The 21029-nt window shown below is 72.6% G+C and carries 23 protein-coding genes; 6 read left to right on the top strand and 17 right to left on the bottom strand.

Annotated features, from left to right (window positions below; genetic code table 11):
• Positions 1-95: 95 nt before the first annotated feature.
• From Sspor_RS11920 to Sspor_RS11885, 10 genes are all read right to left on the bottom strand, one after another.
• Positions 96-1445: a sulfate adenylyltransferase subunit 1 gene (locus tag Sspor_RS11920; protein ID WP_202199100.1), complete on the bottom strand. Its 1350-nt coding sequence runs from the start codon at positions 1443-1445 to the stop codon at positions 96-98.
• A gap of 2 nt (positions 1446-1447) precedes the next feature.
• Positions 1448-2383, bottom strand: a complete 936-nt coding sequence (cysD, locus tag Sspor_RS11915) for a sulfate adenylyltransferase subunit CysD (RefSeq protein ID WP_202199099.1) — start codon at positions 2381-2383, stop codon at positions 1448-1450.
• Entirely contained in the window at positions 2380-2925 is a 546-nt protein-coding gene (gene cysC, locus Sspor_RS11910; RefSeq protein ID WP_202199098.1) for an adenylyl-sulfate kinase, read from the bottom strand. Before cysC ends, cysD begins: the two co-directional genes overlap by 4 nt.
• Positions 2926-2960: 35 nt before the next feature.
• On the bottom strand, positions 2961-3674 hold the full coding sequence (locus Sspor_RS11905; RefSeq protein WP_202199097.1) for a phosphoadenylyl-sulfate reductase: 714 nt from the start codon (positions 3672-3674) through the stop codon (positions 2961-2963).
• The gene (locus Sspor_RS40535) at positions 3671-3868 is read right to left on the bottom strand and encodes a DpnI domain-containing protein (RefSeq protein WP_237403820.1); all 198 of its coding nucleotides are present in this window, start codon (positions 3866-3868) and stop codon (positions 3671-3673) included. The genes Sspor_RS11905 and Sspor_RS40535 overlap by 4 nt, the downstream gene beginning before the upstream one ends.
• A complete protein-coding gene (locus Sspor_RS11900; protein ID WP_202199096.1) occupies positions 3865-5571 on the bottom strand; it encodes a nitrite/sulfite reductase in 1707 nt (568 codons plus the stop codon). Before Sspor_RS11900 ends, Sspor_RS40535 begins: the two co-directional genes overlap by 4 nt.
• Positions 5572-5785: 214 nt before the next feature.
• A complete protein-coding gene (locus Sspor_RS41550) occupies positions 5786-5869 on the bottom strand; it encodes a putative leader peptide (protein WP_312847410.1) in 84 nt (27 codons plus the stop codon).
• Between the two features lie 233 nt (positions 5870-6102).
• Complete coding sequence (locus Sspor_RS11895) at positions 6103-6666, bottom strand: GNAT family N-acetyltransferase (RefSeq protein ID WP_202199095.1); 564 nt, start codon at positions 6664-6666, stop codon at positions 6103-6105.
• 5 nt (positions 6667-6671) lie between these two features.
• The gene (locus Sspor_RS11890; protein WP_202203616.1) at positions 6672-7934 is read right to left on the bottom strand and encodes a GAF domain-containing protein; all 1263 of its coding nucleotides are present in this window, start codon (positions 7932-7934) and stop codon (positions 6672-6674) included.
• Positions 7935-8289: 355 nt separating this feature from the next.
• On the bottom strand, positions 8290-9933 hold the full coding sequence (locus tag Sspor_RS11885) for an acyl-CoA dehydrogenase family protein (protein ID WP_202199094.1): 1644 nt from the start codon (positions 9931-9933) through the stop codon (positions 8290-8292).
• Positions 9934-9950: 17 nt separating this feature from the next.
• Here Sspor_RS11885 and Sspor_RS11880 point away from each other — a divergent pair, with 17 nt between their 5' ends.
• The gene (locus tag Sspor_RS11880; RefSeq protein WP_202199093.1) at positions 9951-11066 is read left to right on the top strand and encodes a YihY/virulence factor BrkB family protein; all 1116 of its coding nucleotides are present in this window, start codon (positions 9951-9953) and stop codon (positions 11064-11066) included.
• Positions 11067-11086: 20 nt separating this feature from the next.
• On the opposite strand, the gene Sspor_RS11875 is transcribed toward Sspor_RS11880, so the two are convergent.
• Positions 11087-11920 carry a class I SAM-dependent methyltransferase gene (locus Sspor_RS11875; RefSeq protein WP_202199092.1) on the bottom strand — a complete coding sequence of 278 codons (834 nt, stop codon included), beginning with the start codon at positions 11918-11920 and terminating at the stop codon, positions 11087-11089.
• A gap of 214 nt (positions 11921-12134) precedes the next feature.
• Between Sspor_RS11875 and Sspor_RS11870 the strand changes: the two genes are divergently transcribed.
• Entirely contained in the window at positions 12135-12872 is a 738-nt protein-coding gene (locus Sspor_RS11870; protein WP_202199091.1) for a helix-turn-helix domain-containing protein, read from the top strand.
• On the opposite strand, the gene Sspor_RS11865 is transcribed toward Sspor_RS11870, so the two are convergent.
• Entirely contained in the window at positions 12803-13204 is a 402-nt protein-coding gene (locus Sspor_RS11865) for a VOC family protein (RefSeq protein ID WP_202199090.1), read from the bottom strand. The genes Sspor_RS11870 and Sspor_RS11865 overlap by 70 nt on opposite strands.
• A gap of 89 nt (positions 13205-13293) precedes the next feature.
• Positions 13294-13812: a hypothetical protein gene (locus Sspor_RS11860; protein ID WP_202199089.1), complete on the bottom strand. Its 519-nt coding sequence runs from the start codon at positions 13810-13812 to the stop codon at positions 13294-13296.
• A gap of 89 nt (positions 13813-13901) precedes the next feature.
• On the opposite strand from Sspor_RS11860, the gene Sspor_RS11855 reads away from it, so the two are divergent.
• The 4 genes from Sspor_RS11855 to rsgA all read left to right on the top strand — a co-directional run bounded on the left by Sspor_RS11855 (position 13902) and on the right by rsgA (position 18073).
• A complete protein-coding gene (locus Sspor_RS11855) occupies positions 13902-15176 on the top strand; it encodes a sensor histidine kinase (RefSeq protein WP_202199088.1) in 1275 nt (424 codons plus the stop codon).
• Positions 15164-15820 (top strand): response regulator transcription factor, encoded by a 657-nt coding sequence (locus Sspor_RS11850; RefSeq protein WP_202199087.1) that lies wholly within the window; start codon positions 15164-15166, stop codon positions 15818-15820. Before Sspor_RS11855 ends, Sspor_RS11850 begins: the two co-directional genes overlap by 13 nt.
• Positions 15817-16683, top strand: coding sequence for a DUF4097 family beta strand repeat-containing protein (locus tag Sspor_RS11845; protein WP_202199086.1), 867 nt, complete (start codon positions 15817-15819; stop codon positions 16681-16683). Before Sspor_RS11850 ends, Sspor_RS11845 begins: the two co-directional genes overlap by 4 nt.
• Positions 16684-16957: 274 nt before the next feature.
• Positions 16958-18073, top strand: coding sequence for a ribosome small subunit-dependent GTPase A (rsgA, locus tag Sspor_RS11840; protein ID WP_237403819.1), 1116 nt, complete (start codon positions 16958-16960; stop codon positions 18071-18073).
• A gap of 31 nt (positions 18074-18104) precedes the next feature.
• Here the strand turns inward: rsgA and Sspor_RS11835 are convergent, their stop codons facing one another.
• The 4 genes from Sspor_RS11835 to Sspor_RS11820 all read right to left on the bottom strand — a co-directional run bounded on the left by Sspor_RS11835 (position 18105) and on the right by Sspor_RS11820 (position 20961).
• The gene (locus tag Sspor_RS11835; RefSeq protein ID WP_202199084.1) at positions 18105-18494 is read right to left on the bottom strand and encodes a hypothetical protein; all 390 of its coding nucleotides are present in this window, start codon (positions 18492-18494) and stop codon (positions 18105-18107) included.
• 311 nt (positions 18495-18805) lie between these two features.
• Positions 18806-18982, bottom strand: coding sequence for an NUDIX hydrolase (locus Sspor_RS11830; RefSeq protein ID WP_237403818.1), 177 nt, complete (start codon positions 18980-18982; stop codon positions 18806-18808).
• Between the two features lie 97 nt (positions 18983-19079).
• Complete coding sequence (locus tag Sspor_RS11825; RefSeq protein ID WP_202199083.1) at positions 19080-19451, bottom strand: PPOX class F420-dependent oxidoreductase; 372 nt, start codon at positions 19449-19451, stop codon at positions 19080-19082.
• 100 nt (positions 19452-19551) lie between these two features.
• Positions 19552-20961: a hypothetical protein gene (locus Sspor_RS11820; protein WP_202199082.1), complete on the bottom strand. Its 1410-nt coding sequence runs from the start codon at positions 20959-20961 to the stop codon at positions 19552-19554.
• Positions 20962-21029 lie beyond the last annotated feature (68 nt).

Below are 21029 nucleotides of genomic sequence, written 5' to 3'. Positions count from 1 at the left end.
CATCGCGCAACCCCTCCCTGGCCGCTGCCGAGGGCGCCGCTGCCTACGCGGCCGCCTTCCTTCGCGAAGGTGGAGTAGATGTCAGGAAGCATGGGTCAGAAGTCCCAGCCTTCCTCGTCGGCCTGGACGGTCGTCTCGGCGCGGGAGGCGAAGGACTCGCCCGCCATGCCTGCCGCCAGGGTGGTTCCGTCGGCCGGGTCGATCAGCAGGAAGGACCCGGTGCGGCGCGAGTCGGCGTACGGGTCGAGCGCGAGCGGCTCGGCGGTACGGACGACGACACGGCCGATGTCGTTGGCCACCAGCTGCCCGGGGGCCGGGTGCTGGGACAGGTCGTCCAGGGTCAGCCGCGAGGGGATCTCCTTGACGATGGCCTTGACCGTGCGCGTCGTGTGCTTGATCAGCACCCGGGCGCCGACGGCCAGCGGCTGGTCGGCCACGTGGCAGACCGTCGCCTCGACGTCCTGCGTGGTGGCCGGGGCGTTCGCGGACGGCGCGATCAGGTCGCCGCGCGAGATGTCGATGTCGTCCTTCAGCCGCAGCGTCACCGACTGCGGGGCCCAGGCGATGTCCACGCTCTCGCCGAGCGCGTCGATGCCCTCGATGACCGAGGTCCGGCCGGACGGCAGGACGGTCACGGCCTCGCCGACGCGCAGCACGCCGGAGGCGATCTGACCCGCGTAGCCGCGGTAGTCGGGGTGCTCGGCGGACTGCGGACGGATCACGTACTGCACCGGGAAACGCGCCGGGCAGGCCGTGAGGTCGTGGCTGACCGGGACGGTCTCCAGGTGCTCCAGCACCGTGGGGCCGCCGTACCAGTCCATGTTGGCGGACGCGTCCACCACGTTGTCACCGGCCAGGGCCGAGATCGGGATCGCGGTGATCTCCGGGACGCCCAGGTCCGAGGCGTACGCGGTGAACTCCTCGGCGATGGCCGCGAAGACCGACTCCTGGTAGCCCACCAGGTCCATCTTGTTGACGGCCAGGACCACGTGCGGGACGCGCAGCAGCGCGGCGACCGCCGCGTGCCGGCGGGTCTGCTCGATCACGCCGTTGCGGGCGTCGACGAGGACCACGGCCAGGTCGGCGGTGGAGGCGCCGGTGACCATGTTCCGGGTGTACTGCACGTGCCCGGGGGTGTCCGCCAGGATGAACCGGCGGCGCGCGGTGGCGAAGTAGCGGTACGCGACGTCGATGGTGATGCCCTGCTCCCGCTCGGCCCGCAGGCCGTCGGTGAGCAGCGCGAGGTCGGGGGCCTCCTGGCCGCGCTGGGCGGAGACGGCCTCGACGGCCTCCATCTGGTCGGTCAGGACCGACTTGGAGTCGTGCAGCAGCCGGCCCACCAGGGTGGACTTGCCGTCGTCGACGGAACCGGCGGTCGCGAAGCGCAGCAGCGTGGTCGCCGCGAGGTCGTCGAGCCCGGCGACCTGATCGGTGGTGCTGGTCATGTCTAGAAGTACCCTTCGCGCTTGCGGTCTTCCATCGCGGCCTCGGACATCTTGTCGTCGGCGCGGGTGGCACCCCGCTCGGTGAGGCGGGAGACGGCGATCTCGGCGATCACGGCGTCCAGCGTGGCGGCGTCGGAGTCGACGGCGCCGGTGCAGGACATGTCACCGACGGTCCGGTAGCGGATGAGACGCGTCTCGGGCGTCTCGCCCTCCTTCGGGCCGCCCCACTCGCCGGCCGTCAGCCACATCCCGTTGCGCAGGAACACCTCGCGCTCGTGGGCGAAGTAGATCTCCGGCAGCTCGATGCCCTCGCGGGCGATGTACTGCCACACGTCCAGCTCGGTCCAGTTGGACAGCGGGAAGACGCGCACGTGCTCGCCGGGGGCGTGGCGGCCGTTGTAGAGCTGCCACAGCTCGGGGCGCTGGCGGCGCGGGTCCCACTGGGAGAACTCGTCGCGCAGGCTGAACACCCGCTCCTTGGCGCGGGCCTTCTCCTCGTCGCGCCGGCCGCCGCCGAAGACGGCGTCGAAGCGCAGGCTCTGGATCGCCTCGGTCAGCGGCACGGTCTGCAGCGGGTTGCGGGTGCCGTCCGGGCGCTCGCGCAGCTTGCCCGCGTCGATGTACTCCTGGACGGAGGCCACGTGCAGGCGCAGGCCGTGCTCGGCGACCGTGCGGTCGCGGTACTCCAGCACCTCGGGGAAGTTGTGGCCCGTGTCGACGTGCAGCAGGGTGAAGGGCACCGGCGCCGGCGCGAACGCCTTCAGCGCCAGGTGCAGCATCACGATGGAGTCCTTGCCGCCGGAGAAGAGGATCACCGGCTTCTCGAACTCGCCCGCCACCTCCCGGAAGATGTGCACGGCCTCGGACTCGAGGGCGTCGAGGTGCGACAGCGCGTAGGGCGCATCCGTCTCGTCGTGGACGTGTGCGACGGTCGTCATGCCAGACCCCTCTCGGTGAGCAGCGCGTGCAGGGCCGAAGCCGACTCCCGCACGGTCTGCGTGTGCGACTCGATACGCAGGTCCGGGGACTCCGGCGCCTCGTACGGGTCGTCGACCCCGGTCAGACCGGAGATCTCGCCCGCCGCCTGCTTGGCGTACAGGCCCTTGACGTCACGCTCCGAGCAGACCTCGACCGGGGTGGCCACATGGACCTCCAGGTACGCGGTGCCCTCGGCGGCGTGCCGCTTGCGGACGGCCTCGCGGCTGTCCGCGAACGGCGCGATCACCGGCACCAGCGCCTTGACCCCGTTGCTCGCGAGGAGTTCGGCGACGAAGCCGATCCGCTGCACGTTGGTGTGCCGGTCCTCGCGGGTGAAGCCCAGGCCCGCGGAGAGGAATTCGCGGATCTCGTCCCCGTCGAGCACCTCCACCCGGTGGCCCTCGCCGCGCAGCCGCTCGGCCAGCGCGTAGGCGATGGTGGTCTTGCCCGCGCTCGGCAGCCCGGTCAGCCACACGGTGGCGCCCTGGTCGCTCACGCTCATCTGCTTCGTCTCCGTAGGTTCTTCGCCGGTCGTCATCAGCCGTGCAGTCCGCACTCGGTCTTGCCCCGCCCGGCCCACCGGCCGGCCCGCGCGTCCTCGCCCTCGGCGACGCGCCGGGTGCAGGGGGCGCAGCCGACGGAGGCGTAACCGTCCATCAGCAGCGGGTTGGTGAGTACGCCGTGCTCGGCGACGTACGCCTCCACGTCGTCCTGGGTCCACCGCGCGATCGGGGAGACCTTGACCTTCTGCCGCTTCTCGTCCCAGCCGACCACCGGGGTGTTCGCCCGGGTCGGGGACTCGTCGCGGCGCAGGCCCGTCGCCCACGCGGTGTACGCCGTCAGGCCCTCTTCCAGCGGCTTGACCTTGCGCAGCGCGCAGCACAGGTCGGGGTCGCGATCGTGCAGCTTCGGCCCGTACTCGGCGTCCTGCTCGGCGACGCTCTGACGCGGGGTCAGCGTGATGACGTTGACGTCCATCACGGCCTCGACCGCGTCACGGGTGCCGATGGTCTCCTCGAAGTGGTAGCCCGTGTCGAGGAAGACCACGTCCACACCGGGGAGGACCCGCGAGGCCAGGTGGGCGACGACCGCGTCCTCCATGGAGGAGGTCACGGCGAACTCCTTGCCGAAGGTGTCGACCGCCCAGCGCAGGATCTCCGGCGCGGAGGCGTCCTCCAGGTCCCGCCCCGCCTGCTCGGCCAGGGCCTTGAGCTCCCCGGCCGTGAGACGCACGTCTTGAGTGGTGGTCATATCCCGTCCCCTCCCGCTGATCCCGCTGATCCCGCCGAATCCGACCGAACGCCCCGGGCCAGCAGCCCGAGGTACTTCAGCTGGAAGGCGCGGTTGCAGGCCCTGCATTCCCACGCGCCGTGACCCGTCTCGTTGGGAAACAGGTCCTCCTCGCCGCAGTAGGGGCAGTAGAACGGTGCGGCGCGCTCGCTCACGAGAGGCTCTTCTCGTCCGCGCGGGCGACCCACGCCGCGAAGCGCTCGCCGTCCTCGCGCTGCTCCTCGTAGTGCTTGACGACCCGCTCGACGTAGTCGGGCAGACCGGCCGAGGTGACCTTGAGGCCGCGGACCTTGCGGCCGAAGCCCGCCTCCAGGCCGAGGGCGCCGCCCAGGTGGACCTGGTAGCCCTCCACCTGGTTGCCGTCGTCGTCCAGGACCAGCTGGCCCTTGAGACCGATGTCCGCCACCTGGATACGGGCGCAGGCGTTCGGGCAGCCGTTGATGTTGATGGTGATCGGCTCGGCGAAGTCCGGCAGGCGGCGCTCCAGCTCGTCGATCAGGGAGGCGCCGCGCGCCTTGGTCTCGACGATGGCCAGCTTGCAGAACTCGATGCCGGTGCAGGCCATCGTGCCGCGGCGGAACGGGGACGGCTTGACCCGCAGGTCCAGCGCCTCCAGCGCCCCGACCACCGAGTCGACCTGGTCGGCCTCGATGTCGAGCACGATCATCTTCTGCTCGGCGGTGGTGCGCAGCCGGCCGGAGCCGTGCTGTGCCGCCACGTCCGCGATCTTGGTCAGGGTGGCACCGTCCACGCGGCCCACACGGGGCGCGAAGCCGACGTAGAACCTGCCGTCCTGCTGCTGGTGGACGCCGACGTGGTCGCGCCACTGGCCGGTGGGCTGCTCGGGCGCGGGGCCGTCGGTCAGCTTCCGGTTCAGGTACTCGTCCTCCAGGACCTGGCGGAACTTGGCCGGGCCCCAGTCCGCGACGAGGAACTTCAGGCGGGCGCGGTTGCGCAGGCGGCGGTAGCCGTAGTCGCGGAAGATCGAGATGACGCCCTCGTAGACGTCCGGGACCTCGTCGAGCGAGACCCAGGTGCCCAGGCGCACACCCAGCTTGGGGTTGGTGGAGAGACCGCCGCCGACCCAGACGTCGAAGCCGGGACCGTGCTCGGGGTGGTTCACGCCCACGAACGCGATGTCGTTGATCTCGTGCGCCACGTCGAGCAGCGGCGAGCCGGAGATCGCGGACTTGAACTTGCGGGGCAGGTTGGAGAAGTCCTTGTTGCCGACGATGCGGCGGTAGATCTCGTCGATGGCGGGGGTGCCGTCGATGATCTCGTCCAGGGCGATGCCGGCGACGGGCGAACCGAGGATGACGCGGGGCGTGTCACCGCAGGCCTCGGTGGTGGACAGGCCCACGGCCTCCAGCCGGCGCCAGATCTCCGGGACGTCCTCGATCCGGATCCAGTGGTACTGCACGTTCTGGCGGTCGGTGAGGTCGGCGGTGCCGCGGGCGAACTCCTCGGAGATCTCGCCGATCACGCGGAGCTGCTCGGTGGTCAGCCGGCCGCCGTCGATGCGGACGCGCAGCATGAAGTACTCGTCGTCCAGCTCCTCCGGCTCCAGGATCGCGGTCTTGCCGCCGTCGATCCCGGGCTTGCGCTGGGTGTAGAGGCCCCACCAGCGCATACGTCCGCGCAGGTCGTTGGGGTCGATCGAGTCGAAGCCGCGCTTGGAGTAGATCGTCTCAATGCGTGTCCGCACGTTGAGACCGTCGTCGTCTTTCTTGAACTGCTCGTTGCCGTTGAGGGGCGTGTGGTGTCCGACGGCCCACTGGCCCTCGCCGCGGTGACGGCCGGTCTTGCGGCGCGCGGCGGCTGCGGGTGCGGCTGCGGGCGTTTCGGGGGTGGCGGCCATGGCGGTACGTCCTTCTTCGGCGGCTCGGCAAGGGCAGGGGGAGGCTGCGGCGCTCCCCTGCGGGCTCGGCGGCTCCGAGCGGGTGTGGCTGATTTCCCGCTCCGCGCCGGGGTTGCCGGCAGGCAGAGCGGTACTACGGCCTCAGGGGGCTGGCGGGTGATCGGCGCGTCCGCGGCGGCGGGGACAGCGGCGATGTGCGGCGTGGCTGGTTCCGTCAGCGCGCCGGACAGATGGCGCTGGACATGCGGCCGAGGTCGACGTGCCGCCGACTCACCAAGGCAATTCCAGCTCCATTCATGGCGGAAGCGTGTCATGTGCCGATTGGAGGAGTCCACTACTGTCCACGATTCGGACGAACTCGTCTCGAATGATGGGACGACGTGACGGGGGTCACGTACCGGGGCCGGCTCCGCCGTCCCCGGGGCTCCGCTGAGATCAAGCCGTGCCGGCGTTCGAGGCGCGGGGGTTCGGAGGCGGCGCCCCCGCGGCGGCGCCGCACCCGGTGTGTCCGGCCGGCCGGCCCCGGAGGGGCTACGCGCCGGGCCAGGGGCCGGGGGTCGGGGTGTCCGCCTTGGACTCCGTCTCCGTCTTGAAGATCTTGAAGCCGCGCCGCTGGTAGTTGCTCATCGCCGTCGGGCCGTCCTGGCTGCACGTGTGGACCCAGACCCGGCGGGTCGGCTCCAGCTCCGGCCAGCGCTCCGCCAGGGACCAGGCCCGGGCGATGCCCACCGACAGCAGGTGCCCGCCGATGCGGCGGCCCCGGAAGTCGGGGAGGAGGCCGAAGTACATGATCTCCACCACGCCGTCGTCCTGCGGGTCGAGCTCCACGTACCCGGCCGGCGTGCCCCGGTCGTACGCCACCCAGGTCTCCACCCCCGGCCGGCCCAGCTGCTCCACCCACTGGGCGCGGGTCAGGGACAGCCGGTCCGTCCAGTGGATGTCGCCGCCCACCGAGGCGTACAGGAAGCGGCTGAACTCGGGGGAGGGGACCTCCGCCCGCGCGATGGATATCTCCGGGCCCGCCGGAGCCGCCGGGACGAGGTCCGCCGGAGAGGTCATCTCCAGCGACCAGGTGGTGAGAGTGATGGTGCTCATGCAGCTCAGGGAATCATGCCGGGCCCCGTCCGGCCCAGGCGGGCCCGCACCACCGAGGGCGCGGTCGAGTGCGGGAGCAGTGCGGCCGGGTCCTCGGGCCGGATCAGCTCCACCTCCACGTCCTCCGCGAAACGGTACGGCCGGTGCGTCAGCACGCCCGCGAGGTGACGGCGTACGCGGGACAGCTCCGCCCGCACCGTCACCGTGCGCGTCGGGTCCCCGAACAGCTCCCCGGCCAGCTCCGCCGCCGAATGCCCCCGCGGGCTCTCCGCCAGGAGGAACAGCAGCTCCGCATGGCGCGGGCTCAGCTCCTGCGACCAGCTCCCGGAGGGCCCGTACACCGTCGCCGACCAGCATCCCGCCCGGCTGAGGTCCAGGACGATCCGGGTCGCCGCCGTGCCGTGCCGGTCCTGGGCCACCCGCAGCAGCCAGCCGCCCGGCAGCGGCTCCACCACGCACTCCCCGAGCCGCGGCACCCACACCCGGCCCGGCCCGAAGGCCTTCGGCAGCGGGATCCGCTCCGCCGGGGCCAGGCCCGTCACCGCCGCCGTCCAGCCGTTCGGGTCCACGGCCAGCGCCCGCCCCGGCAGCCGGGCCAGCAGTGGGGCGGCCACCGTCCGCAGCCGCTCCAGCGACTCCAGGTGCCGCAGCCGCAGCTCCCGCTCCGCGAGCCGGGCCACCGAGCTCACCCACGTCAGCGTCGCCGGGTGCATGGTGGCCAGCGGCCCGCTGACGTCGACCACGCCCAGCAGCCTGCCGTCGCGCGGATCCCGTACGGGCGCCCCGGCGCAGGTCCAGTCGTGGTGGCTGGAGACGAAGTGCTCGGCCGAGAACACCTGTACCGGGCGCCCGGCCACCAGGGCCGTGCCCACCCCGTTCGTACCGACGACGGCCTCGTCCCAGTCGGCCCCGACCGCGAAACCGAGCCGGTCCGCCTTGCGCAGGATGGAGGAGTGGCCCTCCCGCCACAGCAGCCGCCCGTCCGCGTCCGCGACGACCATGATGTGCAGGGACTCGTCCAGGGCGGGCAGCAGCCCCTCGCGCAGCACGGGCAGGATCTCCCGCAGCGGCGACGCGTGCCGCCGCTCCTCGGTCTCGGCGGCCGACAGCATCCGCGAGCGCGCGTCCCGGTCCGGGTGCACCCCGCGGGCCAGCATCCGGCGCCAGGACTCGGCGATCTCCGGCCGGGGCGCGGCCGGCGGCCGGTCCCCGGCCAGCGCCGCCGCCCGCACCCCCTTGAGCAGACGTGCCGCGGCCCGCGCGTCCATGGCCGAGACGCGTGCCGCATCGACCGTGCTGCCTGTGGTGTCGGCCACCGGAACCTCCCCGTGCGAACAGGACGTACGGCGCGGGCCGCCCGGGCGGCCCGCGTGTGCCGCCTCCCGGGCACCCCGGGGGACGACTGCCGACTCAAAGGTTGCAACGGTATGCAACTCTCGCCAAGTCCCGGTCGGCCGACCGAAACTGTCCGGACGCCGCAGAGCGGCGTGCCGGCTCCTCCTCGGGGCTTCGGATCAGGGGTGGTGCCGAGTCGGCGCGGCGCCGCCCCTGTACCGGTGACGGGCCCGGATCCCGGCCGGGAACGGTTTGGGGACCGCCATGGAGCCCGACGGGGGCTCTCCCCTAGTCCGCGATCCGCGCCCGTTCCACCACCGCGCGCAGGTCCAGGCTGTGCGGCAGCGTGCCGAAGGCCGTGCCCCAGTCGCCGCCCAGCCGCGAGGCGCAGAAGGCGTCCGCGACCTCCGGCGGGGCCCACCGCACCAGCAGCGATCCCTGGAGCACCAGCGCCATGCGCTCGACGACCCGGCGGGCCCGTGCCTCGATGCCCTCCAGATCGGCGAGATCCGTCAGCAGGTCCTTGATGGCCGAATCCAGCCGGTGGTCCGCGCCCCGGGCCAGGCCGACCTCCTGGAGGAAGGCGTTCAGCGCCTGCGGCTCGCGCTGGAGGGCGCGCAGTACGTCCAGCGCCTGCACGTTGCCCGAGCCCTCCCAGATGGAGTTCAGCGGGGATTCGCGCAGCAGTCTGGGCAGCCCCGACTCCTCTACGTAGCCGTTGCCCCCCAGACATTCCAGGGCCTCCGCCACCATCGGCGTACAGCGCTTGGTCACCCAGTACTTGGCGGCGGGCACGGCGAGGCGCAGGAAGGCCTTCTCCTGCTCGGTCCCGGCGTCGTTGGCGGCCGCCAGGCGCAGGGTCAGGGTGGTCGCGGCCTCCGACTCCAGGGCGAGGTCGGCGAGCACGTTGCGCATCAGCGGCTGGTCGATGAGCGGTGCTCCGAAGGCAGAGCGGTGCTCCGCGTGGTGCACCGCCTGCGTCAGGGCCTGCCGCATCAGCGAGGCCGAGCCGATGACACAGTCCAGCCGGGTCGCCGCGACCATCTCGATGATGGTCCGCACCCCGCGGCCCTCCTCGCCGACCCGCCGCGCCCAGGTCCCGTCGAACTCCACCTCGCTCGACGCGTTCGACTTGTTGCCCAGCTTGTCCTTCAGCCGCTGGATCGCGAAGACGTTGCGCGTACCGTCCGGCAGCACCCGCGGCACCAGGAAGCACGTCAGCCCGCCCGGAGCCTGCGCCAGCACCAGGAAGCCGTCGCACATCGGCGCCGAGCAGAACCACTTGTGCCCGGTCAGCAGGTACTCGCCGGAAGCGTCCAGAGGTACCGCGGCCGTCGTGTTCGCCCGTACGTCGCTGCCGCCCTGCTTCTCCGTCATCCCCATGCCGAAGAGCACACCGCCCTTCTCGGCGGCCGGCCGCAGCCCCTGCTCGTACACGTGCGAGGTCAGCCGGGGCTCCCATTCGGCGGCGAGCACCGGATCGGTGCGCAGCGCCGGCACGGCGGCGTGCGTCATCGAGATCGGGCAGCCGTGCCCCGCCTCGGCCTGCGACCAGACGAAGAAACCGGCGGCCCGGCGCAGGTGCCCGGCCGGACGCCCCCAGGCGTCGGTGAGCCCCGAGGTCACGGCGTGCCCGAGCAGCCGGTGCCAGGCCGGGTGGAAATCGACCTCGTCGATCCGGTTCCCGTAGCGGTCGTGCGTCCGCAGCTTGGGCGGATTCTCGTTCGACTGCACACCCCATTCCTGGGCCTGCGCGGAACCGGCCGCGCGCCCGAGGTCGGTGAGCTCCTCCCTTACCTCGCCGAGGAGTTCGGGATCCGCGGAGGCCAGGTGACGCTCGATGCCCTCGGTGAGGGCCCGATCGCCGCCGTAGACGTCGTACCCCACCAGGGGCGGGGCCTGGTTGCTGACTGTGTGGGTGGTGGCTGCCATGCGGATACCGTAAGGACGTGCAGCCAGCAAAAGAAACACCCGAGCGGATCCCAGGACGGCTCCACCGGGCCCGCGCCCTCTACCGCAACGTCTCGATGCGGAAGATGGGCTGGCTGCTGCTGAAGGACACCGTCAACTCGTGCATCGAGTACCGGATCCTCGGGCTCGCGGCCGAGGCGGCGTTCTTCACGCTGCTCTCACTGCCCCCGCTCTTCCTGGGCCTGCTGGGTCTGCTCGGCTACGTGGACGGCTGGACGGACACCCGTACGGTCGAAAGCATCGAGGAGAACATCCTGGCGGCGGTCGGCACGGTCCTGTCCGACCGGGGCGTCAACGACATCGCGCGGCCCCTGCTCGACGACGTCACCCGCAGCGGCCGCCCCGACCTGATCTCGCTCGGTTTCGCCTTCGCCCTGTGGTCGGGATCGCGCGCCGTCAACGTCTTCATCGACACCATCACCGTGATGTACGGCCTCGACGGCCAGCGCGGCATCGTCAAGACCCGGCTGCTGGCCTTCCTGCTCTACATCATCGCCCTGCTGATCGGCGCGATCGTGCTGCCGCTGATGGTGGTGGGCCCGGACGCGGTCGTCCGGCTGGTGCCCTGGGGCACCGAGGTGATCGCGGTCCTGTACTGGCCGACCGTGACCCTGCTGTCCATCGCCTTCCTCACGACGCTCTACCACGTGTCCGTGCCCGTGCGCTCGCCGTGGATCGAGGACGTGCCCGGGGCGCTGGTGGCCCTCGCCATGTGGGTGCTGGGCTCGTTCCTGCTGCGGATCTACCTCACCAACACGGTGGAGGGGCCGACGATCTACGGATCCCTGGCCGCGCCCGTGGCCGTCCTGCTGTGGATCGGCATCTCGGCCTTCGCGGTACTGGTCGGGGCCGCCGTCAACGCCGCGATCGACCGCGTCTGGCCCTCCGTGGCCACGGCGGCGGCGCGCGAGGCGAACGAGCGGGTCCGCGAGGCGGAGGCCGCCCAGCTGATCGCGCGGGCCGCCGCCTGGCGGGCGATGGCGGAGGGCGAGTCGGAGGACGACGAGGACGACGGGATGCCGTCGGAGTTCCCGGAGCGGTGGTCGAAGTTCCTGCCGCCGGAGGACTACCACTCGCGGCTGCGCAAGCACTGAGCGCACCGGGCCACAGCCGATCACTCGGGGCCCTTCACGCCCCAGGCGGTGAGCAGGCCGGGGGAGAGCGCGGCGCAGTCCGGCGAGTCCAGGTAGCGGATCGCCGCGTCGATCGCCGCGTCGTCGACCAGCCCGGTGGCCGTCATCGGCCCCCGCGCGCGCTCCCACGTACCGGCCCAGAACCGGCTGATGGGGCTGCCCGGCAGCAGCGGCGGGACCAGGATCTCGGCCCCCACGGACAGCAGACCGGCTTCCCGCAGGTGCGCGGGATAGTCCGGCACCCAGGACACGTCGGTGCCCAGGCTGTCCCCGAGCCCCTGCCACATCGCCCGCATCACGCGGCCGTACGTGGTCGTGGGCGCTGCGGGGGTGGTCAGGTCGACCGCGTCGCCGAGGACCAGGACCCCGCCCGGGGCGACCAGGGAGGCGAGCTTGCCGATCATCCGCGGCCAGTTCCGCAGGTGCATCAGCACGAACCGGGCGTGCACCAGCCGGAACCGTCCGGGACTGAAGTCCAGGGCGGTGATGTCCGCCTCCAGGGGAGTGAGCCCCGGCGTCGGGTGCGCCCTGAGGAAGGCCGTGTCCCGGTCGACGGCGAGGACCTCCGAGACCCCGGCCCGGTCCAGGAGGAGCCGGGCGACCGTGCCCGTTCCCGCGCCCACGTCCAGGCAGCGCCAGCCCGGTCCGGCGCCCAGCGCGCGCAGCCGGGCCAGCGTGAAGTCGTCGTAGGCGAGCGCGCCGAGGTCGATGCGCTCGTCCTCGCCCGCGAGCTCCGGGCGGAACACCGCCTCGCCGTAGCGGCCGCCGCTCACGCCGTCAGGACGCGGCGGCGGGTCGTCGTCGGGGAGATTCACGGCCGGACCTCATCACGGGGCGGGGAAAGGGCGTGCGGCGGACACGGCGGACAGGGGTGGTCAGCGTGGACAGGGGTCGTCAGCGTGGACGCGGTGGATGCGGCCCGCATCGGCCGCATCCACCGCCCCACCGATCCTCCACCGGTACCCTCCCGCCCCACCGAGGCGCGCCGGGCCTGATCCGAAAGAGACGCCCGGTCCTTAACCTGGAGTGGTGTACGAGGAAGCTCCGTCCCGGGACGTCCCCGGAGCCGTGCTGTGGCGCACCACCGCGCGCGGCGGCTCGGCGGTGCTGCCCGACGGCTGCATGGACCTGCTGTGGGTCGACGGGCGGCTGCTGGTGGCCGGGCCCGACACCGGGCCGCATCCGGCCGGCGAGATCCCCGGCGGCGCCTTCGCCGGGATCCGCTTCGCGCCCGGCACCGCGCCCGCGCTGCTCGGCGTACCGGCGCACGCGCTGCGGGACCGGCGCGTCGAGCTGGCCGACCTCTGGCCCGCCCGCGAGACGCGCCGGGCCTCCGGGCTGGTCGAGGCCTACGGGGACGCGCGCGAGGGCCTCGAAGCCCTGGCCCGCACCCGCGCGGCCACGGCCGCGGCGCCCGACCCGCTGGCCGCCGAGGTCGTGGCCCGGCTGGGCGCGGGGGAGGCGGTGGCCGCGATCGCCCGCGCGGCCGGCCTCGGGGAGCGGCAGCTGCACCGGCGCTCGCTCGCCGCCTTCGGATACGGTCCGCGCACGCTCGGCCGCATCCTGCGGCTGCGCCGCGCCCTGGCCCTGGCCCGCGCGGGCCTGCCGTACGCCGAGGTCGCCTGCGTCGCCGGGTACGCCGACCAGGCGCATCTCGCCCGTGAGGTGCGGGCGCTGGCCGGGACGACCCTGCGGGCCTACGCCGCCGGGGCCGACGGGGCGAAGAGCGAGACCCCGGAGCCGTCCGGGTCGAGGACGACGGCGTAGCGCTGGCCCCAGAAGGCGTCCCAGGGCTTCAGGTGCCCGGTGTGCCCGGCGCCGGTCAGTTCGGCGTAGAGCGCGTCCACCTCGGCGGGGGAGTCGCACAGGAAGGCCAGGTCCCGGCGGCCGTCGCCGGTGGGAGGGGTCCACGACGGGTCGAAGGAGCGGACGGTGTCCTCCGTGTCCCACGCGATCCGCAGGCCACTGGGCAGGACGGCCTCCACGTGCGGCAGGGCGTCCGCCTCGGCCGGGATGTCCAGCCCGAGGCGGCGGTAGAAGGCGAGTGAGGCGGCCATGTCGGAGACCACCATGCCGATCAGGTCGAGTCGAGGAGTCATGTCAGCAGGCTAGGCGCGCACCGGGCGCCCGTCTTGAACGAATCGGACACCGGCCGCGCCGGCCGCCGGTGTGCGGGAGCCGGGGGGCGTCAGCGCGGCCGGCGCCCCGCCACCACCGCGCAGGCGACCGCCAACGGCAGTTCGGCGCCCGCCGCCAGCAGCAGCGCCATCCCCTGACCGCCGGTCCCGGCCGAGGTCGTGACGTCGAACCAGGCGTCCATCACCAGCAGCGCGGCCGTCGCCGCCGCGAGCGGGGACGCCCGGGGATCTCGCCTGCGCAGCAGCACCCCGGTCCCGGTCAGCCCGGCGGCCAGCATCAGGTCCAGGCCGATCCACGCCGTGGACCAGTGGGAGACCTCGGTGGTCTGCGGCATCGTCCTCGCCAGCACCACGACCCAGGGCAGCAGCGCCAGTCCGGCGCCGGTGAGCACGGTGGCCGTCCGAGGGGTGCGGAGGGCGCGGGCGGGGCGGGTGGTGCGGGTGGCGCGCCAAGTGCGGGCCTGCGGCACGACGAGAGCCATGGCGAGGGTGTCCTTCCCGCCCGGCGGTCCGTCCCCCGGGCACACCACCAGCCTCGTCGCCCGGGCCCGCCGGGTCATTGGCCCCATGGTCCGGATCGGAGGTGGTGCCAGGTACACCCCCGGGCGGGTGCCCGCATGATGTCGGACCCCTGAGCAGTGCGATTACCGTATGGGCCATGGCAATTCGCGGGGGCGCGCCGAGGCGTACGTACACCTGGATCACGGCGCACGCGCCGTGGTCGGCATGGGCCTGGCGCAACACGGCCTTCACCGCGGCCGCGATCCCGCCCGCCCTGCCCGTGCTCCTCGGCCTCACCTACGCCGTCACGGCGCCCGGGACCGGCACGCTCCCGCTGCTCCTCGTCCTGGCGCTCTGCCCGCTGCTGACCCGACTCCAACGCAGCCGGTTCTGGGCCCTGCTCGGCCTCGACGTGCCCAAGGTCGTACACGAGGGCGGCCGGTTCACCCCGCGCGCGCTGGCCCGGCGGCTGCGCTCCGAGTCGACCTGGCGGCAGTACGGCTACCACCTGCTGGTCAGCCCGCTCGCCGCCCTCGCCGGCGCGCTGGTGGTCCTCGCCTGGGCCTTCGGGACCGCCGCCACCTGCGTCTACGGCTGGTTCTGGATCCTGCCCGCCGACACCCGGACTCCCGGCTGGACCAACGAGTACGACGCCATCACCGCGGCCGGCGTCCTGCTGCTGCTCGCCGCGCCCTGGCTCGCCGCCCTCTTCGCCCGGCTGGACGCCGTCGCCGCGGCCGCCCTCCTCGGCCCGAACCGGGCCCGCGAACTGGAGCGGCGGGTCGAGGACCTCGCGGAGAGCCGGGCCGGGGTGCTGGACGCCGCCGACCTCGAACGCCGCCGGATCGAACGGGACCTGCACGACGGAGCCCAGCAGCGCCTGGTCGCCCTCGCCATGAACCTCGGCATCGCCCGCGCCACCCTCCCCGACCTGCCGCCCGAGGCCAAGGCCGTCATCGACGAGGCGCACCGCGAGGCGAAGGAAGCCATCGAGGAGCTGAACAGCCTGGTACGGGGCCTGCATCCGGCCGTACTGGAGGACCGCGGGCTCGACGCGGCGCTCTCCGGCATCGCCGCCCGGGCGCCGTTCCCCGTCGAACTGACCGTGGACATCGCCGCGCGGCCCGGTGCCACCGTGGAGGCCGTCGCCTACTTCGTGGTCTCCGAGACCCTCGCCAACGTCGCCAAACACGCCGGGGCGGACCACTGCCGGGTCCACGTCGTACGCGGCCCCGTGCCCGGCGGGCCCGGTGGCGGGGACCTGCTGCGCATCACCGTCACCGACGACGGGGTGGGCGGCGCCGACCCCGCCCGCGGCACCGGCCTGGTCGGCCTGCGCAAACGCGTAGGGTCCGTCGACGGAACCATCATGATCGAAAGCCCCCTCGGGGGTCCCACCGTCATCACCGTGGAGCTGCCGTGCGGGCTGTGATCGCCGAGGACTCCGTCCTGCTGCGCATAGGACTGGTCAAAGTCCTCGAAATGGCCGGATTCGAGGTGCTCGCCGAGACCGGCGACGCCGAGGGTCTGCTCGCCGCCGTCGGGGAACACCGCCCCGAACTCGCCCTCGTGGACGTGCGGATGCCCCCCGGGTTCACCGACGAGGGCGTCCGGGCCGCCCTGATGATCCGCCAGGAGAGCCCGGACACCGCGGTGCTGCTGCTCTCGCAGTACGTCGAGGAACGCTACGCCGCCGACCTGCTGGCCACCCAGACCCGTGCGGGCATCGGCTACCTGCTCAAGCAACGGGTCGCCGACGTCGAGGAGTTCATCGACGCCCTGCGCCGCGTCGCCTCGGGCGGCACCGCACTCGACCCGCAGGTCGTCGCCCAGCTCCTGCTGCGCCGCGGCGGTGGCCCGGACCCCCTGGGCCGGCTCACCCCGCGCGAGCGCGAGGTGCTGGCCCTGATGGCCGAGGGCCGCTCCAACGCCGGGATCGCGGCCGAACTCGTCGTGAGCGAGAGCGCCGTGGCCAAACACATCAACAGCATCTTCACCAAGCTCGACCTGCCGCCGGCCGACGGGGACCACCGCCGGGTCCTCGCCGTCCTGCGCTTCCTGGACGGCACGCCGTGACCCCGGCCGACGAGCGGCGGAGCACGCACCGCCGCACGCACCGCCTGGCCTGGATCACCGCCGCCCTGCTCAGCGCGGTCCTCGTGGTGGCCCCGGCCACCTGGCAGGCGTGGTCCTGGGGAAACACGCGCAGCGGCACCCTGCACGGCGCGAGCGACGGCCGCCCGGTGACCGCGCTGGAGATCGTGGGCGGCGACGCGGACATCACCGTCACCCCCCGCGCGGACCACGAGGTCGGCTACCAGGCCGCCGTCAGCTGGTCCCTCAAGCCGCCGACCATCGAGCAGAGCCGGCTCGGCGACACCCTGCGGCTGACCCCGCGCTGCGCCGGCGAGGGCTTCTGGCCGGCCGCCGGCGTCGGCTGTTCGGTCAGGCTGGCGGTGACCGTACCCGTGGACATCCCCGTGAAGGTGACGACGCGTTCCGGCCGGATCGCGCTCAGCGGACTGGGCGGCGACGTCGACACGGAGGCCGACTCCGGCAGCGTCGACATCGAGGGGCTGCGCGGCGCCCTGCGCGCGAAGGTCGGTTCGGGCCAGTTGCACGCCACCGGCCTCGCTTCGGACCGGGCCGAGATCCGGGTCGGTTCGGGGCGCGCCGTCGCCGCCTTCGTCACCCCGCCCGACGAGGTGACGGCCCGCGTCGGCTCCGGCCGCCTGGCACTCACCGTGCCCCCGGCCACCCGCTTCAAGGTCCGGTGCGCGGCCGGAAGCGGCCGGTGCGAGGTGCCGGACGCCCTGCGCGACCCCGGATCGCCCCACAGCATGGACCTTGAGGCGGGCACCGGCCGCGCCCAGGCGGCGTACCCGGACGGGCCCTGGGCCGCGGGCGGCAGCGGCGGGCGCGAACCCCGGACCGGCTGACGGCGCCACGCGCGAAAGCTCCCCCGGAAAAAGAAGTGGCCCCGGCGGGAGCGGGCTTGTTACGGTGGATCCGTTCCCGCCGACCGGTGGAGGACGCTCAGCATGTGCATGGACCCGGAGGTGAGTTCGTTGATGACTGTCATCGCGCAGGGCGCTGCCCGCACTCAGAAGACCATCAATGTCACTTCCGTGGTCTCCGGCTGACCTCACACCTCTTCGCGCGCCGCCACCGAGCGAGCGCCCGCGGCCGGGGCCACCCTGTGAAGGGTTTCCCTTGTCTTTCTCCGCTCTCCCGTCCCTCCCGCACACCTCGCTCCCGCACGCCCTCGCCCCCTTCGGCTGGGACGAAGCGTGGGAGGCCGAGTTCGCCCCGTACGCCGAGCAGGGCCTCCTGCCCGGCCGCGTCGTACGCGTCGACCGCGGCCAGTGCGATGTCATGACCGCGGACGGCATCGTCCGCGCCGACACCGCCTTCGTCACCCCGCACGACCCGCTCCGGGTCATCTGCACCGGGGACTGGGCCGCCGTCGAGGCGGCCGGGCACCCCCGTTACGTGAAGGCGTACCTGCCGCGCCGGACCGCCTTCGTACGGTCCACCTCCTCGCAGCGGTCCGAGGGGCAGATCCTCGCCGCCAACGTCGACCACGCCATCATCGCGGTCTCCCTCGCCGTCGAGCTGGACCTCGGGCGCATCGAGCGCTTCCTGGCCCTGGCCTGGGAGTCGGGGGCGCAGCCGCTGGTCGTCCTCACCAAGGCGGACCTGGTCCCGGACCCGGCGACGCTCGGGCACCTGGTCCAGGACGTGGAGGCCACCGCGCCGGGCGTCCAGGTGCTGACCGTCTCCTCCGTCACGGGGGAGGGTACGGACGTCCTGGCCGCGATCGTCGGCGACGGCACCAGCGTGCTGCTGGGCATCTCGGGCGCCGGCAAGTCCACCCTGGCCAACGCGCTGCTCGGCGCCGAGGTCATGGAGGTGCAGGCGGCCCGCGAGGTCGACGGCAAGGGCCGGCACACGACCACCACCCGCAACCTGCTCGCCCTGCCGGGCGGCGGGGTTCTGATCGACACGCCCGGACTGCGCGGCGTCGGGCTCTGGGACGCCGAGACCGGCGTCGGCCAGGTCTTCTCCGAGATCGAGGAGTACGCCGAGCAGTGCCGCTTCCACGACTGCGCGCACGAGGCGGAGCCGGGGTGCGCGGTGCTGGCCGCGCTGGAGTCGGGCGAGCTCCCGGACCGCCGGCTGGAGAGCTACCGCAAGCTCCTGCGGGAGAACCAGCGGATCGTTGCCAAGACGGATGCCCGGCTGCGGTCGGAGATCCGCCGCGACTGGCGCCTGAAGTCGGCCGAGGGCCGGGCCAACCACACCGCGAAGCGGGGCGGCCGGATCTGAGGCACGGCCGGGGACCCCGCCCGGACAGCCCTCAGGGGGACTGCCGGGAGGTTCGCCGGGCGCGGTGGGTGATCCGCCGGAGCGGCGACAGGGCGTACCCGGCCGTCACGTACCCCGCGACGGCCGACAGGGGGACGAGAGCCGCCAGGACCAGCGCGGTGGCCGCCACCAGCGAGTCCTGGGGCTGCTGCCGCGCGAGCGCCGGACAGGGCGCCTGCCCGCTGTCCGGCGTCCCGCTGTCCGGCGTGTCCGGACAGCCGCCGGGCGCCAGAACGATCACGGACTCCGAACGCACCTCCAGGATGGGATCGTTGCCCTTGCTCACGGCCTGCACCGCGAGCAGGTGGACCACGGTCAGCAGCGTCGTGCCGGCCATCATGAACACCCCGCCGTAGAGGCAGGTGAGACGTAAGCGGGTCACCGGTCGCCGATGCGGCGAAAGGGCGTGCGTGGCCGCGGCAACGGCGCGGCCCACGGCATCGACGACGAAGCGGCCCCTGACCCGCATGGGCACCGGCACTTCCCCCCTCAAGGCGTCACGAGCTCCCGGCCCTACTGTCGCCCCTGCCCCCTAAACGGAGCGTCAGAAGCGGGCGCCGCGCGAGGACTCGCGGGGGCCCGTTCACCGCAACCCACCAGCCCCGGACGACCGCCCGGATCCCCGACTTCGCGCCTGAGCGGGCCGGTTGTCGTCACCCCCGAGCTCTGACCAGGCAAGCAAGGCCGGCAAGGTCAGGATGACGCGGACCGGAACGTGAGATACCGGCTGATGGCTTCGTGACTGTCCGGGGTGAAGCACCATTCCAGCAGGGCCGACCGCAGCTCCGGCTCGGTCAGCCAGCTGTGCCCGGCGACCTCAACGGGATCGGGGACCACGGCATCCGCATCCGACACCACGACCTCGTGCACGGCGAGCCCATGAGGGCTCAGATGACGACATCCGTCGTGCTCGGGCTCATCCGAGGTCCCCGACGGCTTCACCTGCGTCAAGCAACCGCATGGGCCGTCAGAGGCCCCACGCGTGGACGCGTTCCGGGTGGATGCGGATCACTTCCGGGCTGAAGTGGGGGCCCAGCTCGTGCGGGCCCGTCTCCAGCGTGGCGCGGCCGCGGATCTCGATGCCGCGCACCCGCCACGGCCGGGTGCTCACCAGGTCGTCCACGACGAGGGACAGCCGGGGGTTCCCCTGCAGGTTGCGCCACTTCTTCGTCGTGCCCATCGCCATCCCGCCCACCAGGATCGTCCCGTCCTCCTGCGGGAAGAAGCCCACGGGATTCGCCTGCGGCTGCCCGGCCGCGTCCACCGTGGCCAGACGGCCCAGGTGCTGGGAACGCAGGTACGCCAGTTCGGCCTCGCTGAAGCCCTTGAAGTCCGTCATGCGGATCAGCCTCGCAGCCCCCGCCGGTCCCCGCATCGGGCTACCGACCTAGGTCATGGTGCGGTCAGAGTCAGAGTCAGAGTCAGAGTCAGAGTCAGAGTCAGAGCGGGCGGTGCGTCTGGGCCTCCTTCAGGAGTTCCGTGTACGGCGTCTGCGTCATCGAGCCGCGCACGAAGGCCAGGCCGTACCGGTCCACGGCCCGCCTCTGCTCCTTGGGGTCGTTGAGGTTGAGGGGCTTGCGGTTGTCCGGACTCGCCACGTCCACGTAGACGACCGGCCGGCGGCGGTACAGCCACCAGACCGTCACCCGCTCGCGGCCCCGGGTCAGGTTCAGGAGCTCACTGCTCTGGGAGATCGCGGACTGGTACCTGAAGTACTCCTTCTCCTTCGGCGGGGACGGGGGCCCGGGAGGGTCTTCGTCCTTCCCCTCCTTCTTGAGCTTTCCGCGCCACTCCCCGGAGTTCTTGTACGCGGCGTCGATGGTCATCCGGTCCTGCCTGAACGCGTAGGCCTCGACCTGGGCGGTGACCGCTTCGTAGTTCTGCCGTCCGGGGTTCGCGATCTCGACGACCACATCCTCCGAGAACTCCTCCGCCGGACTCAGCTCCTGCCCCGGCGGCTTGACCAGCTCACCGGGTTTGAGCAACCTGTACCGGTCCTTCGGGTCGCTCGCGAGCTTGAGCTGGATCCAGTAGATGCTGCCGAGGATGTGGACGGGAACCTCGCCGGAGTTCTTGAGGCGCAGACGCACCCGCAGGTACATCTTCGTTCCTTCCCGGTTCAGGGTCGGCATTCCGATCTCGGCCGAACCCTGCACCAGCGGACGTGACATGGAAGGAAGGTAGATCTGCGTGTACGCCAGGTTGGTGACGACGAGGACGGTGGAGACGATCGCGCCGATCGCTATGCGCCCCGGATAGCGGAGCACCTTCCACACCCGGCGGCGGCAGAGCAACCACAAGGACCACGAGGCGCAGACCACGATGCCGATCCAGAGCAGCAGGCACAGTTCGCCCGACGGCCTGTCCCTGTTGGCGATGTACATCAGGATCAGCACGGAACCGACGAAGAACTCGACCACCGCGCCGAGGAGAAGGATCGGACCCGAGTAGGCCTTCCTGTGGTTGCGCCAGAAGTCGAATCCGGCCGCGAAGGCGACCAGTTCCACCATCGCCATGAAGAGGAAGAGGAATCCGGTCACCCGGCCGGCGAAGGTGAGGGCGTCGAGGGAGTCCTTCATGCCGATCCAGGTGCACATGGCCGCGGTCGCCACGAAGCCGACCGCCATGACGGTGCCGGCGATCCGCCGTCCCCAACTGTGCGCCGGCCACACCATGCAGCTTCCGCCGCGCCATTCGATGTCGGCATCGGGGGCCACGCGGGCGCGCTCCAGGACCTTCTGCAGTTCGTGGTGGCTCCACACCTTGCCTGCGGGCTTGCCGTCGATCACGACCTTCCGCAAGCCGTTGCCATCCGGTGGCTCGACGACCACAGCGGGCTTGGTCTCCATGGCATCAGCCTGCTCCCGCCGTGGGGCGGACGCCCCCGGAGTGCGGCTCCTGGGAGCGTCTCCCGTGC

It is taken from the genome of Streptomyces spororaveus (assembly GCF_016755875.1).
GTDB lineage: Bacteria > Actinomycetota > Actinomycetes > Streptomycetales > Streptomycetaceae > Streptomyces > Streptomyces spororaveus.
The sequence above is the reverse complement of the archived record's forward strand: the minus strand, read 5'-3'. Positions and strand labels throughout refer to the sequence as shown.